This window comes from Burkholderia sp. MSMB0856 (assembly GCF_001524645.2).
Classification (GTDB): Bacteria; Pseudomonadota; Gammaproteobacteria; order Burkholderiales; family Burkholderiaceae; genus Burkholderia; species Burkholderia diffusa.
Genome location: NZ_CP013428.1, coordinates 706,695 through 722,306 on the forward strand (window position 1 = coordinate 706,695; position 15,612 = coordinate 722,306).

Consider the following 15,612-nt stretch of genomic DNA (forward strand, 5'->3'; position numbering starts at 1 on the left):
AGAGATGGCATTGCAATCGCTGGATATCAAGCGCGTCTCGGCCACCACGACGCCACCGCCCACGGTGCGCGAACCGGTGACCGGGAGCGTCGCGAAGCTGATCGACGTATCGAAGTGCATCGGCTGCAAGGCATGCCAGACGGCATGCATGGAGTGGAACGACCTGCGCGACGAAGTCGGCACCAACGTCGGCGTGTACGACAACCCGTCCGACCTGTCCGAGCATTCGTGGACGGTGATGCGGTTCTCCGAATACGAGAACCCGGCAGGCGACCTCGAGTGGCTGATCCGCAAGGACGGCTGCATGCATTGCGAGGATCCGGGCTGCCTGAAGGCGTGCCCGTCGCCGGGCGCGATCGTGCAGTACAACAACGGGATCGTCGATTTCCACGAGGAGAACTGCATCGGTTGCGGCTATTGCGTGACCGGCTGCCCGTTCAACGTTCCGCGGATCTCGAAGAAGGATCATCGCGCATACAAATGCACGCTCTGTTCCGACCGTGTCGCGGTCGGCCAGGAACCGGCCTGCGTGAAGACCTGCCCGACGGGCGCGATCGTGTTCGGCACCAAGGAGGACATGAAGCAGCACGCGGCCGAGCGGATCGAGGACCTGAAGGAGCGCGGCTTCGAGCATGCGGGGCTGTACGACCCGCAGGGCGTCGGCGGCACGCACGTGATGTACGTGCTGCATCACGCGGACAAGCCGTCGCTGTACCACGGGCTGCCCGACAATCCGTCGATCAGCCCGATGGTGAAGCTGTGGAAGGGCATCGCGAAGCCGCTCGCGGTCGCCGGGCTCGCGCTAACCGCGCTGGCCGGGTTCTTCCACTACACCCGGGTCGGTCCGAACGAGGTCAGCGAGGACGAGGAAGCCGCCGCCCGCGACGAGGCGCGACGCATCAAGGAGGACGCAAAATGAAGCACGACGACCCCAACCTGATCGTCCGCTACACGCCGAACGAGCGCACGAACCACTGGATCACCGCGATCACGTTCGTGCTGCTCGCGCTGTCCGGGCTCGCGCTGTTCCATCCGTCGATGTTCTGGCTCACCGCGCTGTTCGGCGGCGGCCAGTGGACTCGGATCCTGCATCCGTTCGTCGGTCTCGTGATGTTCGTGTCGTTCGCGATTCTCGTGGTGCGCTTCTGGCACCACAACGTGCTCGACGCGGATGACCGGCAATGGCTGAAGCAGATCGACGACGTGCTGACCAACCAGGAAGACAAGCTGCCGCCCGTCGGGCGCTATAACGCCGGGCAGAAGCTGCTATTCTTCACGTTGGTGGCGTGCCTGCTGTTGCTCCTGCTGTCGGGGATCGTGATCTGGCGACGCTACTTCTCGTTCTACTTCCCGATCGGGATGATCCGCGCGGCGGCCGTCGTGCATGCCGTGGCGGCCTTCGTGCTGATCGCGAGCATCATCGTGCACATTTACGCGGCGTTGTGGGTGAAGGGCTCGATCGGGGCGATGGTGCGCGGCACCGTCACGCTGGGCTGGGCCCGCAAGCATCACCCGAAGTGGTTCCGTGAAAGCGTGAAATAACGCACCGGAGCGGGGCGGTACGCCGATTGCGGTGTGCCGTCCCGCCTGCCGCCGGGACTGCCTGAAGAGCGCCGATCCGTCGGCGCTTGTTTTTTTGGATGACATTTTCGTGACACAACGCATTCTCGAACCGACCGAGATCTCGACGCTCGATCATTCGGCCATTCCGCGCTTTCGCCTGCCGGAGCGCGACACCGTGTTTGCCGCGCGTGCCGCACGGCTGCGCAAGCTCGCCGACCTGAACCCGATCAGCGGCTACCTGCGGCTGATGGCGACCGTCGCCGATGCGCAGCACGCGACGCTGCAGGCGCTGAACCTGCCGATGCCGTCGCCCGAAGCGATCGCGCGTGCGCAGCAGCATTCGATGCCGCTCGTGCCGGCGCTCGACGGCGAGCGCAACCCGCAGTGGCGGGCCGTGCTGTACGAACTGCTCGACCGCGTCGAAAGCGCCGGGCTCGTCAATCCGTCGCTCGCGAAGCTGCTCGACCGGCTGCGCCTGATGGCGCCCGCCGAACTCGACGCACAGGCCGACGCGATCCTCGCGCTGCGCTTCGCCGAAGTCGATCCGGCCACCGCGCCGTTCCTGATGGCCGCGTTGCAGGTCGTCTGGACCGATCTCGCGAGCCGCGTCGCACCGGCCGACATCCCATATCTCGACCAGCCGGGGCTGTGCCCCGTGTGCGGCTCGCATCCGGTCGCGAGCGTCGTGCGCGTCGGCGGCCAGTTCCAGGGCTACCGTTTCCTCCAGTGTGGGCTGTGCACGACCGAGTGGCACATGGTGCGCACGAAATGTTCGCACTGCGACTCGACCAAGGGCATCGCCTACCACGGGATCGAGGGCGGCAGCGAAGCCGTCAAGGCCGAGTCGTGCGACGAATGCAAGACCTATCGCAAGATCGGCTACCAGGAGAAGGACTACGAGTTCGAGCCGCTGGCGGACGATCTCGCGAGCCTCACGCTCGATCTGCTGATGAATGAGGCCGGCTACCAGCGCAGTTCGCCGAACCCGCTGCTGTGGCCGGACATGTCGCGCGAAGCGGAGTGACGGCAGGCAGCCGGGGCGGGCGCGCGAGCGCCGGTGCCGGCTGCCCTGCCGCGCATGGAAATGGAGCCACTATTACGTGACCGAACCGGGTTTGAATAAATTGAATGCCGTCCTCGCGCGCGTGCCGTCGGTAGAGCGCGTGCTGTCGTCGGCGCCGCTGCAACCGCTGCTCGCCGACTATGGCCGCACCCGCGTGCTGAACGCGGTGCGCGCCGAACTCGAACGCTGGCGCACCGCCGCTCAGCAGGATCCGCCGGCGGCCGAGCCGCTCGACGAGCCGCGCATCGCCGCGGCCGTCGCCCGCACGCTGGCCGCACAGAACGCGGGCGCCGTCCGCCCTGTGTTCAACCTGACGGGCACCGTGCTGCACACCAATCTCGGGCGCGCGTTGTTGCCCGACGACGCGGTGCGTGCGGTGGTCGACGCGCTCACCCAGCCCGTCAACCTCGAATTCGATCTCGCCACCGGCCGCCGCGGCGATCGCGACGACCTGATCGACGATCTGCTGTGCGAACTGACCGGCGCGGAAGCCGCTACCGTCGTCAACAACAATGCCGCGGCCGTGTTGCTGACGCTGTCCGCGCTTGCGCCGAAACGCGAAGTGATCGTGTCGCGCGGCGAGCTGGTCGAGATCGGCGGTGCATTTCGCATTCCCGACATCATGAGCCGCGCGGGCGCGAAGTTGCGCGAGGTCGGCACGACCAACCGCACCCATCTGCGCGACTACGCGGATGCGATCGGCCCGCGCACGGCGATTCTGATGAAGGTGCACTGCAGCAACTATGCGATCAGCGGCTTCACGAAGGAAGTGACGCTGGTCGAACTCGCGCCGCTCGCACGCGAGCACGGGCTGCCGGTCGCCGTCGATCTCGGCAGCGGCACGCTCGCCGACCTGACGCAATGGGGCCTGCCGCACGAAACGACCGTGCAGGAAACCGTCGCCGCCGGCGCGAACGTGGTCACGTTCAGTGGCGACAAGCTGCTCGGTGGGCCGCAGGCCGGCCTGATCGTCGGCGATCGCGCGCTCGTCACGAAGATCAAGAAACATCCGCTCAAGCGCGCGCTGCGCGTCGGCAAGCTGACGCTCGCCGCGCTCGAACCCGTGCTGCGGCTCTACCGCGCGCCGGAATTCCTGCGCGAGCGGCTCACCACGTTGCGCTTGCTGACGCGGCCGCAGCGCGATATCGCCGAGGCCGCCGAGCGCGTGCGCCCCGCGTTGCAGGCCGCGCTCGGCAGCGGTTTCGACGTGACGGTCGAGCCGATGTTCAGCCAGATCGGCAGCGGTGCGCTGCCGATCGATCAGTTGCCGAGCGCCGGGCTCGTCGTGCGCAACCCGGACGGCAAGCGCGGCGGCCGCGCGCTCGCGCAACTCGAGAAGAAACTGCGCGAATGGCCGCGTCCGGTGATCGGCCGCATCGCCGACAACGCGCTGCGGCTCGACCTGCGTTGCCTCGAAGCGGCAGACGAAGCGGCATTCGTCGCGCAATGCGTGCAGGTCGCGGGGCCGGCTGCATGATCGTCGGTACCGCGGGGCACATCGACCACGGCAAGACCACGCTGGTGCGCGCGCTGACGGGCGTCGATACCGACCGCTTGAAGGAAGAGAAGGCGCGCGGCATTTCGATCGAACTCGGCTATGCATATACGCCGCTCGAGAACGGCGACGTGCTCGGCCTGATCGACGTGCCGGGCCACGAGAAGCTGATTCATACGATGGCGGCCGGCGCGTGCGGAATCGACTTCGCGCTGCTCGTGATCGCCGCCGACGACGGCGTGATGCCGCAGACCCGTGAGCATCTCGCGATCCTGCAACTGCTCGGCGTCACGCATGGCGCGGTCGCGCTGACGAAGTGCGATCGCGTCGACACCGCACGCCTGTCGGCGGTGCGCGACGAGATCGCCGCGTGGCTGCACGGCACGACGCTCGATGGCGCGCCGATCTTCGAAACCTGCGCGACGCGCGAGGACGATCCGGGCGTCGCCGCATTGAAGCGTCATCTCGCCGATGCGGCGCTCGCGTGGCGCGCACGTCGCGACGACGGCCTGTTCCGGCTCGCGGTCGATCGCGTGTTCACGCTCGCCGGGCAGGGCACCGTCGTGACGGGTACCGCGTTCGCGGGACGCGTGGCGACCGGCGACACGCTCGCGGTCGTGCGCACCGGCGCCGCCGCGCGCGTGCGCAGCATCCATGCGCAGAACCGGCCGGTCGGCGCGGGCCGCGCGGGCGAGCGCTGCGCGCTGAACCTGGCCGGCGTCGACAAGGCGGACGTCGAGCGTGGCGATACCGTCGCGGACGCGCGGCTCGTCGCGACGTCGCCGCGTCTCGACGTCGACCTGACGCTGCTGGCCGATGCGGGGCTCACGCTGACGCACTGGGCGCCGCTGCACGTGCATCTCGGCACGCTGCATCGCGTCGCGCACGTCGCACTGCTCGACGGCGATACGCTCGCGGCCGGCCAAAAGATGCGTGTGCAACTGGTGTTCGACGAACCCGTGTTCGCGCTGCCGGGCGATCGCTTCATCGTCCGCAATCCGCAGGCGACGCGCACCGTCGGCGGCGGCCGCGTGCTCGACCCGTTCGGTCCCGCGCGCAAGCGCCGCACGCCCGCGCGTCGCGCATGGCTCGACGCACTCGCGGCATGGCTCGACGAAGGGCGGCTCGATGCGCTGCTTGCGCAGGCGCCGCTCGGTATCGCACGCACGATGCTCACGCACCTGACGGGCTTCGCGCCCGACGCGCTCGCGTTGCCGGACGACGCCCTGGCGATCGGCCAGCGCGAGCGTGCGTCGAACGACGGCACGGTGATCGCGCGAGCGCACTGGCATGCGCTGCAAGCGCGGGCGATCGACACGCTGCGCGCGTATCACGAGCGCGTGCCGGACGAGCAGGGACTCGATGCGGCACGCCTGCGACGGATGGCGGCGCCGCTCGTCGGCGATGTGCTGTGGCGCGCGTTGGTCGATGCGCTGGTGGATGGCGGGGAGGTCGCGCGAAGCGGGCCGTGGTTGCATCTGCCGTCGCATGCGGTGAGTTTCGATGCGCGCGAGGAAGCGCTGGCGCAGCAACTGCTGCCGCTGATTCATGCGGGGCGCTTCGATCCGCCGTGGGTCCGCGATCTGGCGCGCGACACCGGTGCGGCCGAGGATGCCGTGCGCACGCTGCTGCGCAAGCTCGCGCGGCGCGGCGACGTGCATCAGGTCGTGCGCGACCTGTTCTATCACGCGGATATCGTGCGCGAACTGGCCGGGCTGGTCGCCAATCTCGCGCCGACGCGCGGCGGCGGGCTCGATGCGGCGACGTTTCGCGACGCGACCGGGCTCGGCCGCAAGCGGGCGATCCAGATTCTCGAATTCTTCGATCGGGTTGGGTATACTCGCTTCCACCGCGATCTTCACTTCCTGCGGCCTGACAGCGGTTGGGTGGGTATACAGGCGTAGGCGCTCGTCGTTCTTTTGGTTTTTTCCCACGGAAGGCATTCGTATCCGGTGGTACGGCCGGGCTTCAAACCCGGTTGGGGGTGTCAGACACTCCCGGGTCAGTTCGACTCTGGCTGCCTTCCGCCACATTGGTTTTCGGCGATCTGATTTCCTTCTCGCCTTGATCCACTCATCCTTGATCGGAATCAGCCTTGGGATGTCCGCTTGGGCGGTGCGAATCGCCGTGCGGATTTGTCGATGCGTGCACGCATTTGCGATTTCCGGCATTTCGCGGCGGCTCTTGTAGACGTCGCAAAACTCGCCCTGGATCCGGTCCGGAAACTTCAGCGGATCATTGAGCCGTTGTCGAGTGATCCACGAATGCGGTAATCCTATTCAGTTGGTACGTCCAGGAAGAGTTGCCAAACTTTTCTGACAAGTCGAGAAGTCCGTTCACGTCTAGTTACCATGGACAGTGGCCACGTCGGCATCGTTGCGTCGCAGATACTGGCGAACCGCACGCCAGTGAAGTGAAGCCGCTTTGTCGAAGCGGGCAGAATCGTCGCGCCGAGTTGCGCCGAGACGAGCGACAACATGGTTAAAGCGCGATTGGCTTCGGCAACGATTCTGGCTTCGAGTCCCGCCGCTGCAAATACACCTAGTATCTGGGCGTGAAGTACGGGCCCCTGCTGAGCGGGGAAGAGTATCAGTCCTTGATCGGCAAGTTCTGCTAACGATGTATCGCCGCTCGTCCCGTCGTCGAACAGAACGGCCAGGCTGATCTCGGCAGGGAAATCGTGAACGGCTATGGGGCTGTCGGTACTGAATGGAGGATGGGCGAATCCGATATCAATCGCGCCGTCCGCCAAGGCCTTGAGCTGATCGTTGGTCGAGAGCTCCTTCAGGTCCGGCTGGATCGCTGGATATTGCGCTTTCAAGGCTAGCAATCGCTGCGGTAAATGCTGATAGAGCGCGGCCGAATCGAAGCCGATCCGGATTACCCCTGCCTCTCCGAGCGAGGCCGATCTTGCAAAGGCAGCCGCACGTTCTGCATGACGAACAGACGCTTGAGCTTCTTCAAGAAAAGCCATACCGGCTGCGGTCAGGCTCAAACGCCGATGAGCACGGGTGAATAGCGGAACGCCGACGTCCTTTTCGAGACGTGCGATTGACTGGCTGAGCGGTGGTTGGGCCATCCCGAGGCTCTGGGCGGCACGCCCCATATGTAACTCTGCCGCAACAGCAAGAAAGTGGCGCAGATGGCGAAGCTCCATATCGCTACGATATCAAAAAACCTCAACGACGGCATGGATTGGTTATTAATCCAGTCAGACAATGGTGGCAATTTTTGCTACCTGGAACCGCCGTGCGCCCTACTCAAATTGTCCTCGCTGCGCTGCTCGGTCTGTCTGCCCTGTCGGCACGACAGACGTGTGCCGAGATCGTTCGTCGAGACTATACGGTCCTGGACGAAGACGGTCTGCAAATTTTCGTGCGGGAAATTCGGGACACCCAGAGCTGTTCCGATCGCGGCCCGATGCTCCTGGTCAACGGTGGACGGCCCGGCGTGTTAGCAAGTTGGGACGTTAATGCACCCAGCACGTCGACGGCGGAGGAACTCGCAAAAGCCGGACATCACGTGTATCTGATGGATGTGCGAGGGTTCGGGAGATCCAGTTTTCCTGCCGAAATGAAAGGTGGACAGTTCGCGGCCCCGCCTGCTGTTCGATCCAACGAAGCGGTGCGCGACATTGCCGCCGTAGTAGAGGACATTAAACGCCGAAATCCAGGCGAAACGCGCCTGGCCGCGATGGGTTGGGCGACTGGTTCTCAATGGCTTGGACATTACGCATCGCTTTACCCTGAAAAGATCACTTACCTGGTTTATTACAACGGGGCATATGGTGGCCCGTCCGGAGGGTGGCGCCTGCAGACGGAATTTGGCGATCCAAAGCATCCAGCGGAACTGGATCACAAGCGATACGGTGCTTACCAGTTGTCGACGGCCGATGCGCTCGTCGGCCACTGGCGCGATGACGGTATCGATTCGGCTTTTCTCTCGCGCTATGTTGCGCTAGCCATGGAAGGGGATCGAACCGCGGATACCCGTACGCCCCCGAGCTTTCGGCATCCGAGCGGACCATTTTTCGACACTTTATTGATGGTTAATGGCCGACGAATTTTCGATGCTTCATTTATCCGTTCTCACGTCTTGATCTTGAGATCGGGTAACGATTTTTGGTCGCGTTCCGTCGATGCTCAAACACTTCTTGCCGATCTAACGAGCGCGGCGTCAGCGCAATTTGTCGAACTCGCGGGTGCTTCCCACTATGCCAACCTTCAACCAGGACCGGATCGAGAGAAATTTCTACAGGCCGTACTTGCCTTTACAGCTCCTTTGGCAAAGAAGCAATAACGGCACCGGTTTCGCGCCTTTCAACTGATCTTGCAGACAATGGAATCCGACTTCAAATCCGGTGGGGGATGTCAGACACTCCCGGGTCAGTCCGACTCTGGGTGCCTTCCGCCACAAGGGTTTTTCGGCGATCCAGGCGCTCCATCGGGAGCGCTTTTTTCGTAAGGGGGGCGGGTTTTTCTGCCCGTATCGTGTCGGCGCTCTACGACTGGCCGATCTTCTTGACGGCTTCCGCGAGCCGGGCGGTTATCCGGCGAGTGAATCGCGCGAGTGTCGAACGAGGCTGCAACGTTGGATTCTTGGCTTCGACCGAGCAACGCATGATCCATGCGCTTAGACCATCTCCCGACCTACGTCTACGTGTTGTTCTGCGGGCAGGTCTGTATCGGCGTGAAGCGCTGCCGGGCCACTGCTATGACGCACGCGCGTTCGGTGCCTGGGGCGTTGCTCGAAATCGCCCTCGTGCCCGATAATCGCCGCATTATCCCGACAGAACGCGTATCACGCGGGTGCCAAGGATGTCTGAAGAATACGAAGTTCATGGTCCTCACGACCATGCCGTGGAACATCACGCGGCTCACGATGGCGATCACGGTACGTCGCGCATCGCGGTGCTGACGGCCGTGCTTGCCTGCTTCGGCGCGATATCTGCCTATCAGAGCGGTGCCGACGAAAGCCTTGCGTTGCTCTACAAGAATGACGCCGCGATCCGGAAAACCGAGGCTGCGAACCAGTGGGCCTACTATCAGGCGAAGGGCAACAAGCAGAACCTCGCCGAACTCGGTGCGGCGTTGAGCCCGGAGACGTCGCCGCAGCGAAAGCGGTTCGAGACGGATGCCGCGAGATACCGCGCCGACAAGGAGCCGATCCGGGCACGTGCCGAGGCACTGGAAAAGGAAGTCGAGAAGAACAACGTGGCGAGTGAGGAGCGGATGCACCGACACCATCGATGGTCGCAGGCGACGACCATCATCCAGATCTCGATTGCACTGGCGGCGATCACGATCCTCACGCGACGGTCATGGATGCAGGGTCTGTCGATCGGCGTGGCCGCGATTGGCATCGTGATCGCGGGTTTTGCCTTCTTTGGGATTTGATCTACGATTTCCGCCGATGGCTTGGGATTGGAATTCCGTAAAAAGCGGACACGGGCGCTATGCAAGCTGGGCGGTTACCAGATGCACGTAATGCTTCGCGGATGCCGCGTACGAAATATGCATCGACCGCTGGATGATCTTGTGGCTCGGATTCCAGAAGGTGAACCGACGTCTTGATGCCGGCCCGGGCCTTGAGCGCTTTCCACTCGAATGCGCCGCATTGTCTGGCGCCGTTCATCGTGACGTCGCAGAAGTGGCGAAGGTCCGGATGCATGAAATAGCCGTTCTCATCCCGCGTGACGGGAATCGGCTGGAGAAGGTTTAGGGTGACCATGGCCTTGGTCGTCAAACAGGAAGGATCGGGAGCGCGAGGATTTCGGTCAACTTATGAATGTAGACTTCGGCGGTGGTCAGGACGAAGTCATTCGCACGCCAGCGATTTACGTTCTCGATCCTGAAAACCTTGGCCGACGGAATGTTCTTCGCGAAAAGATCGATCAGTGCAGCGCGGCTGGCATCGCAGTCGGCGATCGCCCATTGCCGGTCGTCCCGAACGATCACGAAGCCCAGATTGCGTAGGCTTTCTATCCGGGCAGCATCGTTCCGCTTGTCGAAGGCAGGCGTGTCCGAGTCGAGGATCGGGACTCCAGCGTTGAGCCGAAACGAGAATTTGCCATGACAGGTACCGTAGGCGCCGAATTCGAGGTCGTGCACATAGCCGAACCCGCCGCGGTTCCACCACTTCTTGAGGTGAAGTGCAATGTTTTTGATGGCGTATTGAGTGCTCTCCGGGGACGCCGTGTTGCCAAGCTGCGTCTCGAGATCACGGATGCGCTTGTTGGCTGCTCGAAGGTGTAGGTAACGCTGCTCGCGCTCCCGGGAGGTGAAGGTGTCGACGCCGATTATGCTGCATAGCCCTGCGAGACTGAACTCGGCCACTTTGACACAGTCAGTCGCAAGCTCGAGTTGAATGTCGGGTCCTTCCTTTATGAGGGTCAAGACTGTTCCGATCGCGTGAAATATATCGGTAATTTTGTTCTGCGCGCCTTCGAGCCGATCGGCAGACAAATGGAGGGTCTCTGCAGTGGTCATGGTGTATCTCCAGTGGATCAGATCAATGGCTGGACATTCGGCTGCAACTCGTCGCTATGAACCGCTGCTGCTTCAAGCGATTGCAATAACGCCAGGTCGAGGAAATGTCTCGATGGTCCTGAGCGCTTTTCCCGATTGGGATTTACTTCTTCCGCGGTACGAAAAAGAGCGGGTGCCCGAAATACAGACACCCGCCATGAAATTGCCCCTCGGGATCGAGGAAAGAGGGGCAATGGAGGTCGGTCAGATACTCATATCAACAACATCAGCGTTATCCAGCGGATATGGATCTACGCCAAACAGGTTTCGCGCAGTTTGCTTTGCGCTGAAAAGTTACCGTGCGACAGCGGAACGCCCCCACGTCGTAGGTGCATCGCTCAGGCCGAAAGCGAGTGCGCCGCCGTTCTTGAGCTGATCCAGGTCGAGCCACGTACTGTTCAATGCCGCGCCGTTCAGTGTGGCGTTTTTCACGTAGGTGAAGTCCGGATTGTCGGCGTCAATCGCGAGCATGTTGCCGTTGCCGAGTTTAATCAGCGCATGCTGGAACAACGGGCTCGTCAGCGTAAAGCCGGGAACAGCCGGAACTTCCGGGTAAAGGCCAAGCGCCGCCCAGACAAACCAACCGGACATTGCACCCTCGTCGTCGTTGCCCGGCAGACCGGATGCGGCCGTCGTGTACTGTTGGTTGACGATCCGGCGCACGACTTTTTGCGTCCGGTCCGGGCGGCTCGTCCAGTTGTAAATCCACGGCGTTGCAAACGACGGTTCGTTGCCGATCCACATGTGCTGACTGCCTTCACCCGCATTCAGGAAGCGATTGAACATATCGAGCCGGGGCACGACTGCGCTGTCACCACCGAGGACATTGATCAATCCCGGAATGTCGAACGGCACCATCCACGTGTATTGTTCGACGTTTCCTTCGACTTCCTTGTAGGAGTCCGCCACCCAGCTACCATCGCCTTTTCGATCCGACAGGCGCGCCAACGTAGTGCCGTTATAACCGGGGGCAGACGGATTGATCAGATTTTTCCAGTTTGCCGAACGCTTGAGCAGTTTCGCCGCGTTACTGCTGTCGCCGAGCGCTTGCGCGAAACGGGAAATTGCATAATCCGTTGCCGCATATTCCAGCGTCGTCGATGCGGGGCCGTTGCTGACGGTTTCCGGGGGCAGGTAGCCATATTTGATGTAATCGGAAAGTCCGGGGAGCGCAGTAATTCCGTTACACGAGGTGGCGACACCGTTTGCCGTATCGAGCATGATCGACAACGCCTTTTTCGTATCGAAGCCGGTTGCGCCGTACATGTAGCTCTGCGCAACAAGAATTGACGTGCCGTCCCCCGGCATGACGTCGCTGTTCGTGCTGGCTTCAACCCATTTCGGAAAGCTGCCGCCGCACACGTTGGCATCGTCGACAAGCGACTGCATCATGTCGCTTGCTGCAGCCGGTTTCAGCCACGCAATCATCGGCATCAGCGACCGGTAAATATCCCAGGTGGAAAACGTGGTGTAGTGGCTGTGACCCGTTTGAACTTTGGCTGTTGCGCCATCCATCGCCAGATATTCGCCGTTCGCGTCATTGAAAATGCTCGGCGCAAGGAGCGCGTGATATAAGGCCGAATAGAACTTCTTCAGATTTTCGTCGCTGCCACCTGTCACCTGGATTGCGTTCAGTTCCTTGTTCCAAATTGCATCGGCCTGCGACGCAAGTTGGTCGAACGTTTGTGATCCGCTCTCTTGCTGCAGATTCTCCTTGGCATTCTTGATGCTGACGTACGAAATTCCGACCTTCATGTTAACCGGCTTCGACGGCGAAAATGTCAGTTTTGCACTGTCGCCACTTATGTTCGATTTGAAGTCCTGATCGAATTTGATGTAAAAATTGATCGTGTAAGTCTGGCCATTGCTGCAGAAACCGCCGCCTGTCAACGTACCTTGCAACGCTTGCGAGTCTTCTGGATCGATGGCAATCGAACCGTCACCTGCGGCTGCAATACTTTCTGCCGAAATATTGAGTTGTCCGATCTTGCCTTCCGGCCACGCGAAACGTGCGGCGCCGGAACGCAACGTTGCCGTCAGTTCGGTACGGATGCCGTTGTCAAAGGTCACGCCGTAATAGCCGGGCTTCGCGGTTTCGTTCGAATGCCTGAACGAAGAAGGACCATCCTCGCCGGCAACGGTCGGAAATACCGGCAACGCCCCACCTGCGCTACAGCCGACACCACTCAGGTGCGTGAGACTGAAACCCGTGATTTGCGTCTGACTGTAATGGTAGCCGGGCGGACTCCACACGTTGGGAACAGGCGGAGTATCCGGCCCCCACTGAACCATGCCGGACGGCAACGTAGCGGCAGGCGTCGTAAATCCACCGAGCAGATCTTCAGGGTGAGCTTCGGCTTTCGCAATGTCCGGATCGATCGGCGGCACTTGATCGGTGCCGATCATCGGGTCGACATAGCGCGTCAACTGCAAATCCTTGACGGACGGTGTCGGATTGGACGGCGTACCGGGATTGGATGGATTCGACGGAGAGCCGGGATTCGATGGCCTGCCGGGATACATCGGTGAATGATCTGCAGGCGGGCTGTCAGCCGTATCACCGCCGCAACCGGTGCTCAACATTGCGGCCGCGACTGCGGCCACGATCCAGCGTGTGCTATTTGTCACCTTCGGTCTCCTTGTTGGAAATTGTTGTCCACCTCCTTGGTGTTACGGAATATTACGGAGTCGCCGGTTTATCAACTATCAGATGTCTCCCTGATTTTTTGTTTGTTTTGCTAAACATGACGTACTGAATGAAACTTCGGACGAAATGTAAGCAGCGGAGCAGACGATTCGCCGCAGCCGCGCCGGACCGTGGTTTTGGAAGAGCAGTTTCAACGGCAGCACGGTAAGCGGTGCGAAGAGCAAGGGGGGGCTTGTCGCGATGCCGCCTTGATGTGCGAGAGTGGGTAGTGCGTGCCGACTTCGAGAAGCGGTAGCGAGGGTGTAGCTCGAGGTATCGGCGCACCGGAACGTCGGGGTACCGAAATGTTTTCTTCCGGGCTCGAGCGCGAGATCGACGCGAAGCATGTCCGCGATATCTCGGATGTCCAACGCGAAGGGTGATTCGCGATGGACAGAACCGGTCGTGTTCCGGGCGAGCACATACGTCTGCCTGAACCGGCGATCGTGGCGGGCGCGGCGTCGATGGGGCTCGCCGCATACCCGTTGCTGCACCGTTGAAAATCAAAGGCCCGCGTACGCGGGCCTCGTTCAATCAGCAATTGCCTTTCTTTGCCTGTCCGGGCGGGCAGAACCCGTTCCCCGGCCCGCCTTGCGGTGCGACGACCACCGGCGGACCCGGAACATATGCGACGCACCCGCTGAGCGCGCCGACCACGCTCGCCGCCGCGAGCAATGCGATCACCCCTTTCTTCACTTCGTTCTCCCGTTTATTGATGAAAGGGCCGTGCGGCCCTTTCGATGATGCTGTCGATGCGTCAGAAACTGAAATTGACGTTCGACTGGCTGGTCGTTGCGTTGACGTTCGTCGATTGCGTTGCGCCCGACGCTGCGTCCGCCTCGATCGTATATTGTGCCGCGGCGCCCGGCGACGCAGCCAGCGCGACCGGCAGCGATCCCGAGTAAGTGCCGACGATCGGCGCGGCCGTGGGTACATTGAGCGCGTACGCGCCCGTATCCATGTTCGCGTTGATCGACGTGATCTCGTACGCTTTTGCATCGACGGTCTGCAGTGCACGCACGAACGCGTCGGCGCTTGCCGTCACCGTGCCGCTGACCGTGCTCATCGTCGATGCCGGCAGCGCGATCGGCGCGTTCGACGTCGACACCGCCGTGGTCGTATTCACGACGACCGGAACCGAGCGCACGATGCCAGACGCGAAGTTGTTCTGCACGACCACCACATCGTAGTTGCCTTGCGTCGAGCTCTGGATCAGCGGCGACAGCACGAACTTCCCGGTACCATCGGCAACCGTGCCGCGGACCACCTTGCCGCCTTGCTCCGCATACACGGTCGCGCCGGCTTCGGCCGATGCGACGTAACCGGAGATCGCACCGCTCACGACGGTCGGGATCGCGGTGACGACCGGCTTCAGCGCATACGTGCCGTTGCCCCGTTGGACGATCGACTTGCACGCGTTGAAGTCGAGCACGAGGTCGACGAGCGTGTTCGGTTGAACCGTGAAAGGCTGGATGATCTTGTAGCCGCTTTGCGTCGCGCTTGGCGTCGCGAGTGCCTGTTCCGTGCCGCCGGTCGGGACGACCGAGTTCGCGAGGGTGTTGCCCTGGTTCTGCGCGAGAACCAGACGGACCTGCTGATACTGACCTGCCGGCAACGCCGTCTGACCGATATCGGCGAGCACGCCGTTGGTCAGCGACAGCAGGTCGATCCTCTGCGGTGTGGCCAGCGTGATCGTCGACCAGCCGGCGTCGTTGTCGGAAGCATTCCCGTTCGCATTGACGCGAACCTGCGAGACGGTGATGAAGACATGATCGAAGCCGCACGAAGGCGCATCGGTCATCGCGACATGCAGCGTGCCGGTTTGCGGGCTGCCGCCATCGTCGCCGCCGCCGCACGCTGCAAGCGCGAACGGCACAGCTGCCGCACATAGTGCGGCCTTCCAGAATGAATGGTTCATTGTTTTGCCCCCTCCGAGAAATTATTGTGGATGCAACGAAGCATAGTGTCGGGGAATGCCCACAGTGTGGACAGCTTTGAAACGAACCGTAAATTCTGCGTCGGAGCGTAAGGGGAGGCGCTTCTCGACCGGTATTCGCGACCCGGTGGCACGTATTGCGGCGCGCGGGGAATGAATCATGCTCCGAACCGATCGGCGAGAACGCGTGTCGCCGGAACACGGCCCAATTCGCGATCGGCGAAAACTTGATCGGTGAAAGCACTGAATCCGCCCCGATTATTTCGCCGCTATAGTCGAAGCACGAACGGTGGTCGCGAGCGACATGCGCCGCCCCCGTTCAGGTAACGACTGAAGACGGGT

12 protein-coding genes and 1 tRNA gene are annotated in these 15,612 nt (G+C 62.2%); 8 read left to right on the forward strand and 5 right to left on the reverse strand.

What is annotated here, in order from left to right; all coding sequences use genetic code 11:
- Nucleotides 1–4: 4 nt before the first annotated feature.
- From fdxH to WS87_RS20865, 6 genes are all read left to right on the forward strand, one after another.
- Complete coding sequence (fdxH, locus tag WS87_RS20840) at nt 5–919, forward strand: formate dehydrogenase subunit beta (protein ID WP_059524795.1); 915 nt, start codon at nt 5–7, stop codon at nt 917–919.
- Nucleotides 916–1,542, forward strand: coding sequence for a formate dehydrogenase subunit gamma (locus tag WS87_RS20845; RefSeq protein WP_059524797.1), 627 nt, complete (start codon nt 916–918; stop codon nt 1,540–1,542). The genes fdxH and WS87_RS20845 overlap by 4 nt, the downstream gene beginning before the upstream one ends.
- 109 nt (nt 1,543–1,651) lie before the next feature.
- Entirely contained in the window at nt 1,652–2,587 is a 936-nt protein-coding gene (gene fdhE, locus WS87_RS20850) for a formate dehydrogenase accessory protein FdhE (RefSeq protein ID WP_175906405.1), read from the forward strand.
- A 76-nt stretch (nt 2,588–2,663) separates the two neighbouring features.
- Nucleotides 2,664–4,103 carry an L-seryl-tRNA(Sec) selenium transferase gene (gene selA / locus WS87_RS20855; protein WP_059818814.1) on the forward strand — a complete coding sequence of 480 codons (1,440 nt, stop codon included), beginning with the start codon at nt 2,664–2,666 and terminating at the stop codon, nt 4,101–4,103.
- A complete protein-coding gene (gene selB / locus WS87_RS20860) occupies nt 4,100–6,025 on the forward strand; it encodes a selenocysteine-specific translation elongation factor (RefSeq protein WP_059818815.1) in 1,926 nt (641 codons plus the stop codon). The genes selA and selB overlap by 4 nt, the downstream gene beginning before the upstream one ends.
- A gap of 30 nt (nt 6,026–6,055) precedes the next feature.
- Nucleotides 6,056–6,151: transfer RNA gene (locus WS87_RS20865), tRNA-Sec, on the forward strand.
- Between the two features lie 245 nt (nt 6,152–6,396).
- Here WS87_RS20865 and WS87_RS20875 read toward each other — a convergent pair.
- Nucleotides 6,397–7,278, reverse strand: coding sequence for a LysR family transcriptional regulator (locus WS87_RS20875; protein WP_059818816.1), 882 nt, complete (start codon nt 7,276–7,278; stop codon nt 6,397–6,399).
- Between the two features lie 92 nt (nt 7,279–7,370).
- On the opposite strand from WS87_RS20875, the gene WS87_RS20880 reads away from it, so the two are divergent.
- Together WS87_RS20880 and WS87_RS20890 are read left to right on the forward strand one after the other, a co-directional pair.
- A complete protein-coding gene (locus WS87_RS20880; protein WP_082750641.1) occupies nt 7,371–8,420 on the forward strand; it encodes an alpha/beta fold hydrolase in 1,050 nt (349 codons plus the stop codon).
- A gap of 518 nt (nt 8,421–8,938) precedes the next feature.
- The gene (locus WS87_RS20890) at nt 8,939–9,517 is read left to right on the forward strand and encodes a DUF4337 domain-containing protein (protein WP_059818817.1); all 579 of its coding nucleotides are present in this window, start codon (nt 8,939–8,941) and stop codon (nt 9,515–9,517) included.
- Nucleotide 9,518: 1 nt separating this feature from the next.
- Here WS87_RS20890 and WS87_RS33700 read toward each other — a convergent pair whose 3' ends face one another.
- From WS87_RS33700 to WS87_RS20910, 4 genes are all read right to left on the reverse strand, one after another.
- Nucleotides 9,519–9,866, reverse strand: a complete 348-nt coding sequence (locus WS87_RS33700; protein ID WP_159085698.1) for a hypothetical protein — start codon at nt 9,864–9,866, stop codon at nt 9,519–9,521.
- Complete coding sequence (locus tag WS87_RS20895; RefSeq protein WP_059818818.1) at nt 9,863–10,609, reverse strand: hypothetical protein; 747 nt, start codon at nt 10,607–10,609, stop codon at nt 9,863–9,865. Before WS87_RS20895 ends, WS87_RS33700 begins: the two co-directional genes overlap by 4 nt.
- Before the next feature lie 333 nt (nt 10,610–10,942).
- Nucleotides 10,943–13,276 carry a GH92 family glycosyl hydrolase gene (locus WS87_RS20900; protein ID WP_159085699.1) on the reverse strand — a complete coding sequence of 778 codons (2,334 nt, stop codon included), beginning with the start codon at nt 13,274–13,276 and terminating at the stop codon, nt 10,943–10,945.
- 815 nt (nt 13,277–14,091) lie between these two features.
- The gene (locus WS87_RS20910) at nt 14,092–15,252 is read right to left on the reverse strand and encodes a DUF4382 domain-containing protein (RefSeq protein WP_059818820.1); all 1,161 of its coding nucleotides are present in this window, start codon (nt 15,250–15,252) and stop codon (nt 14,092–14,094) included.
- Nucleotides 15,253–15,612 lie beyond the last annotated feature (360 nt).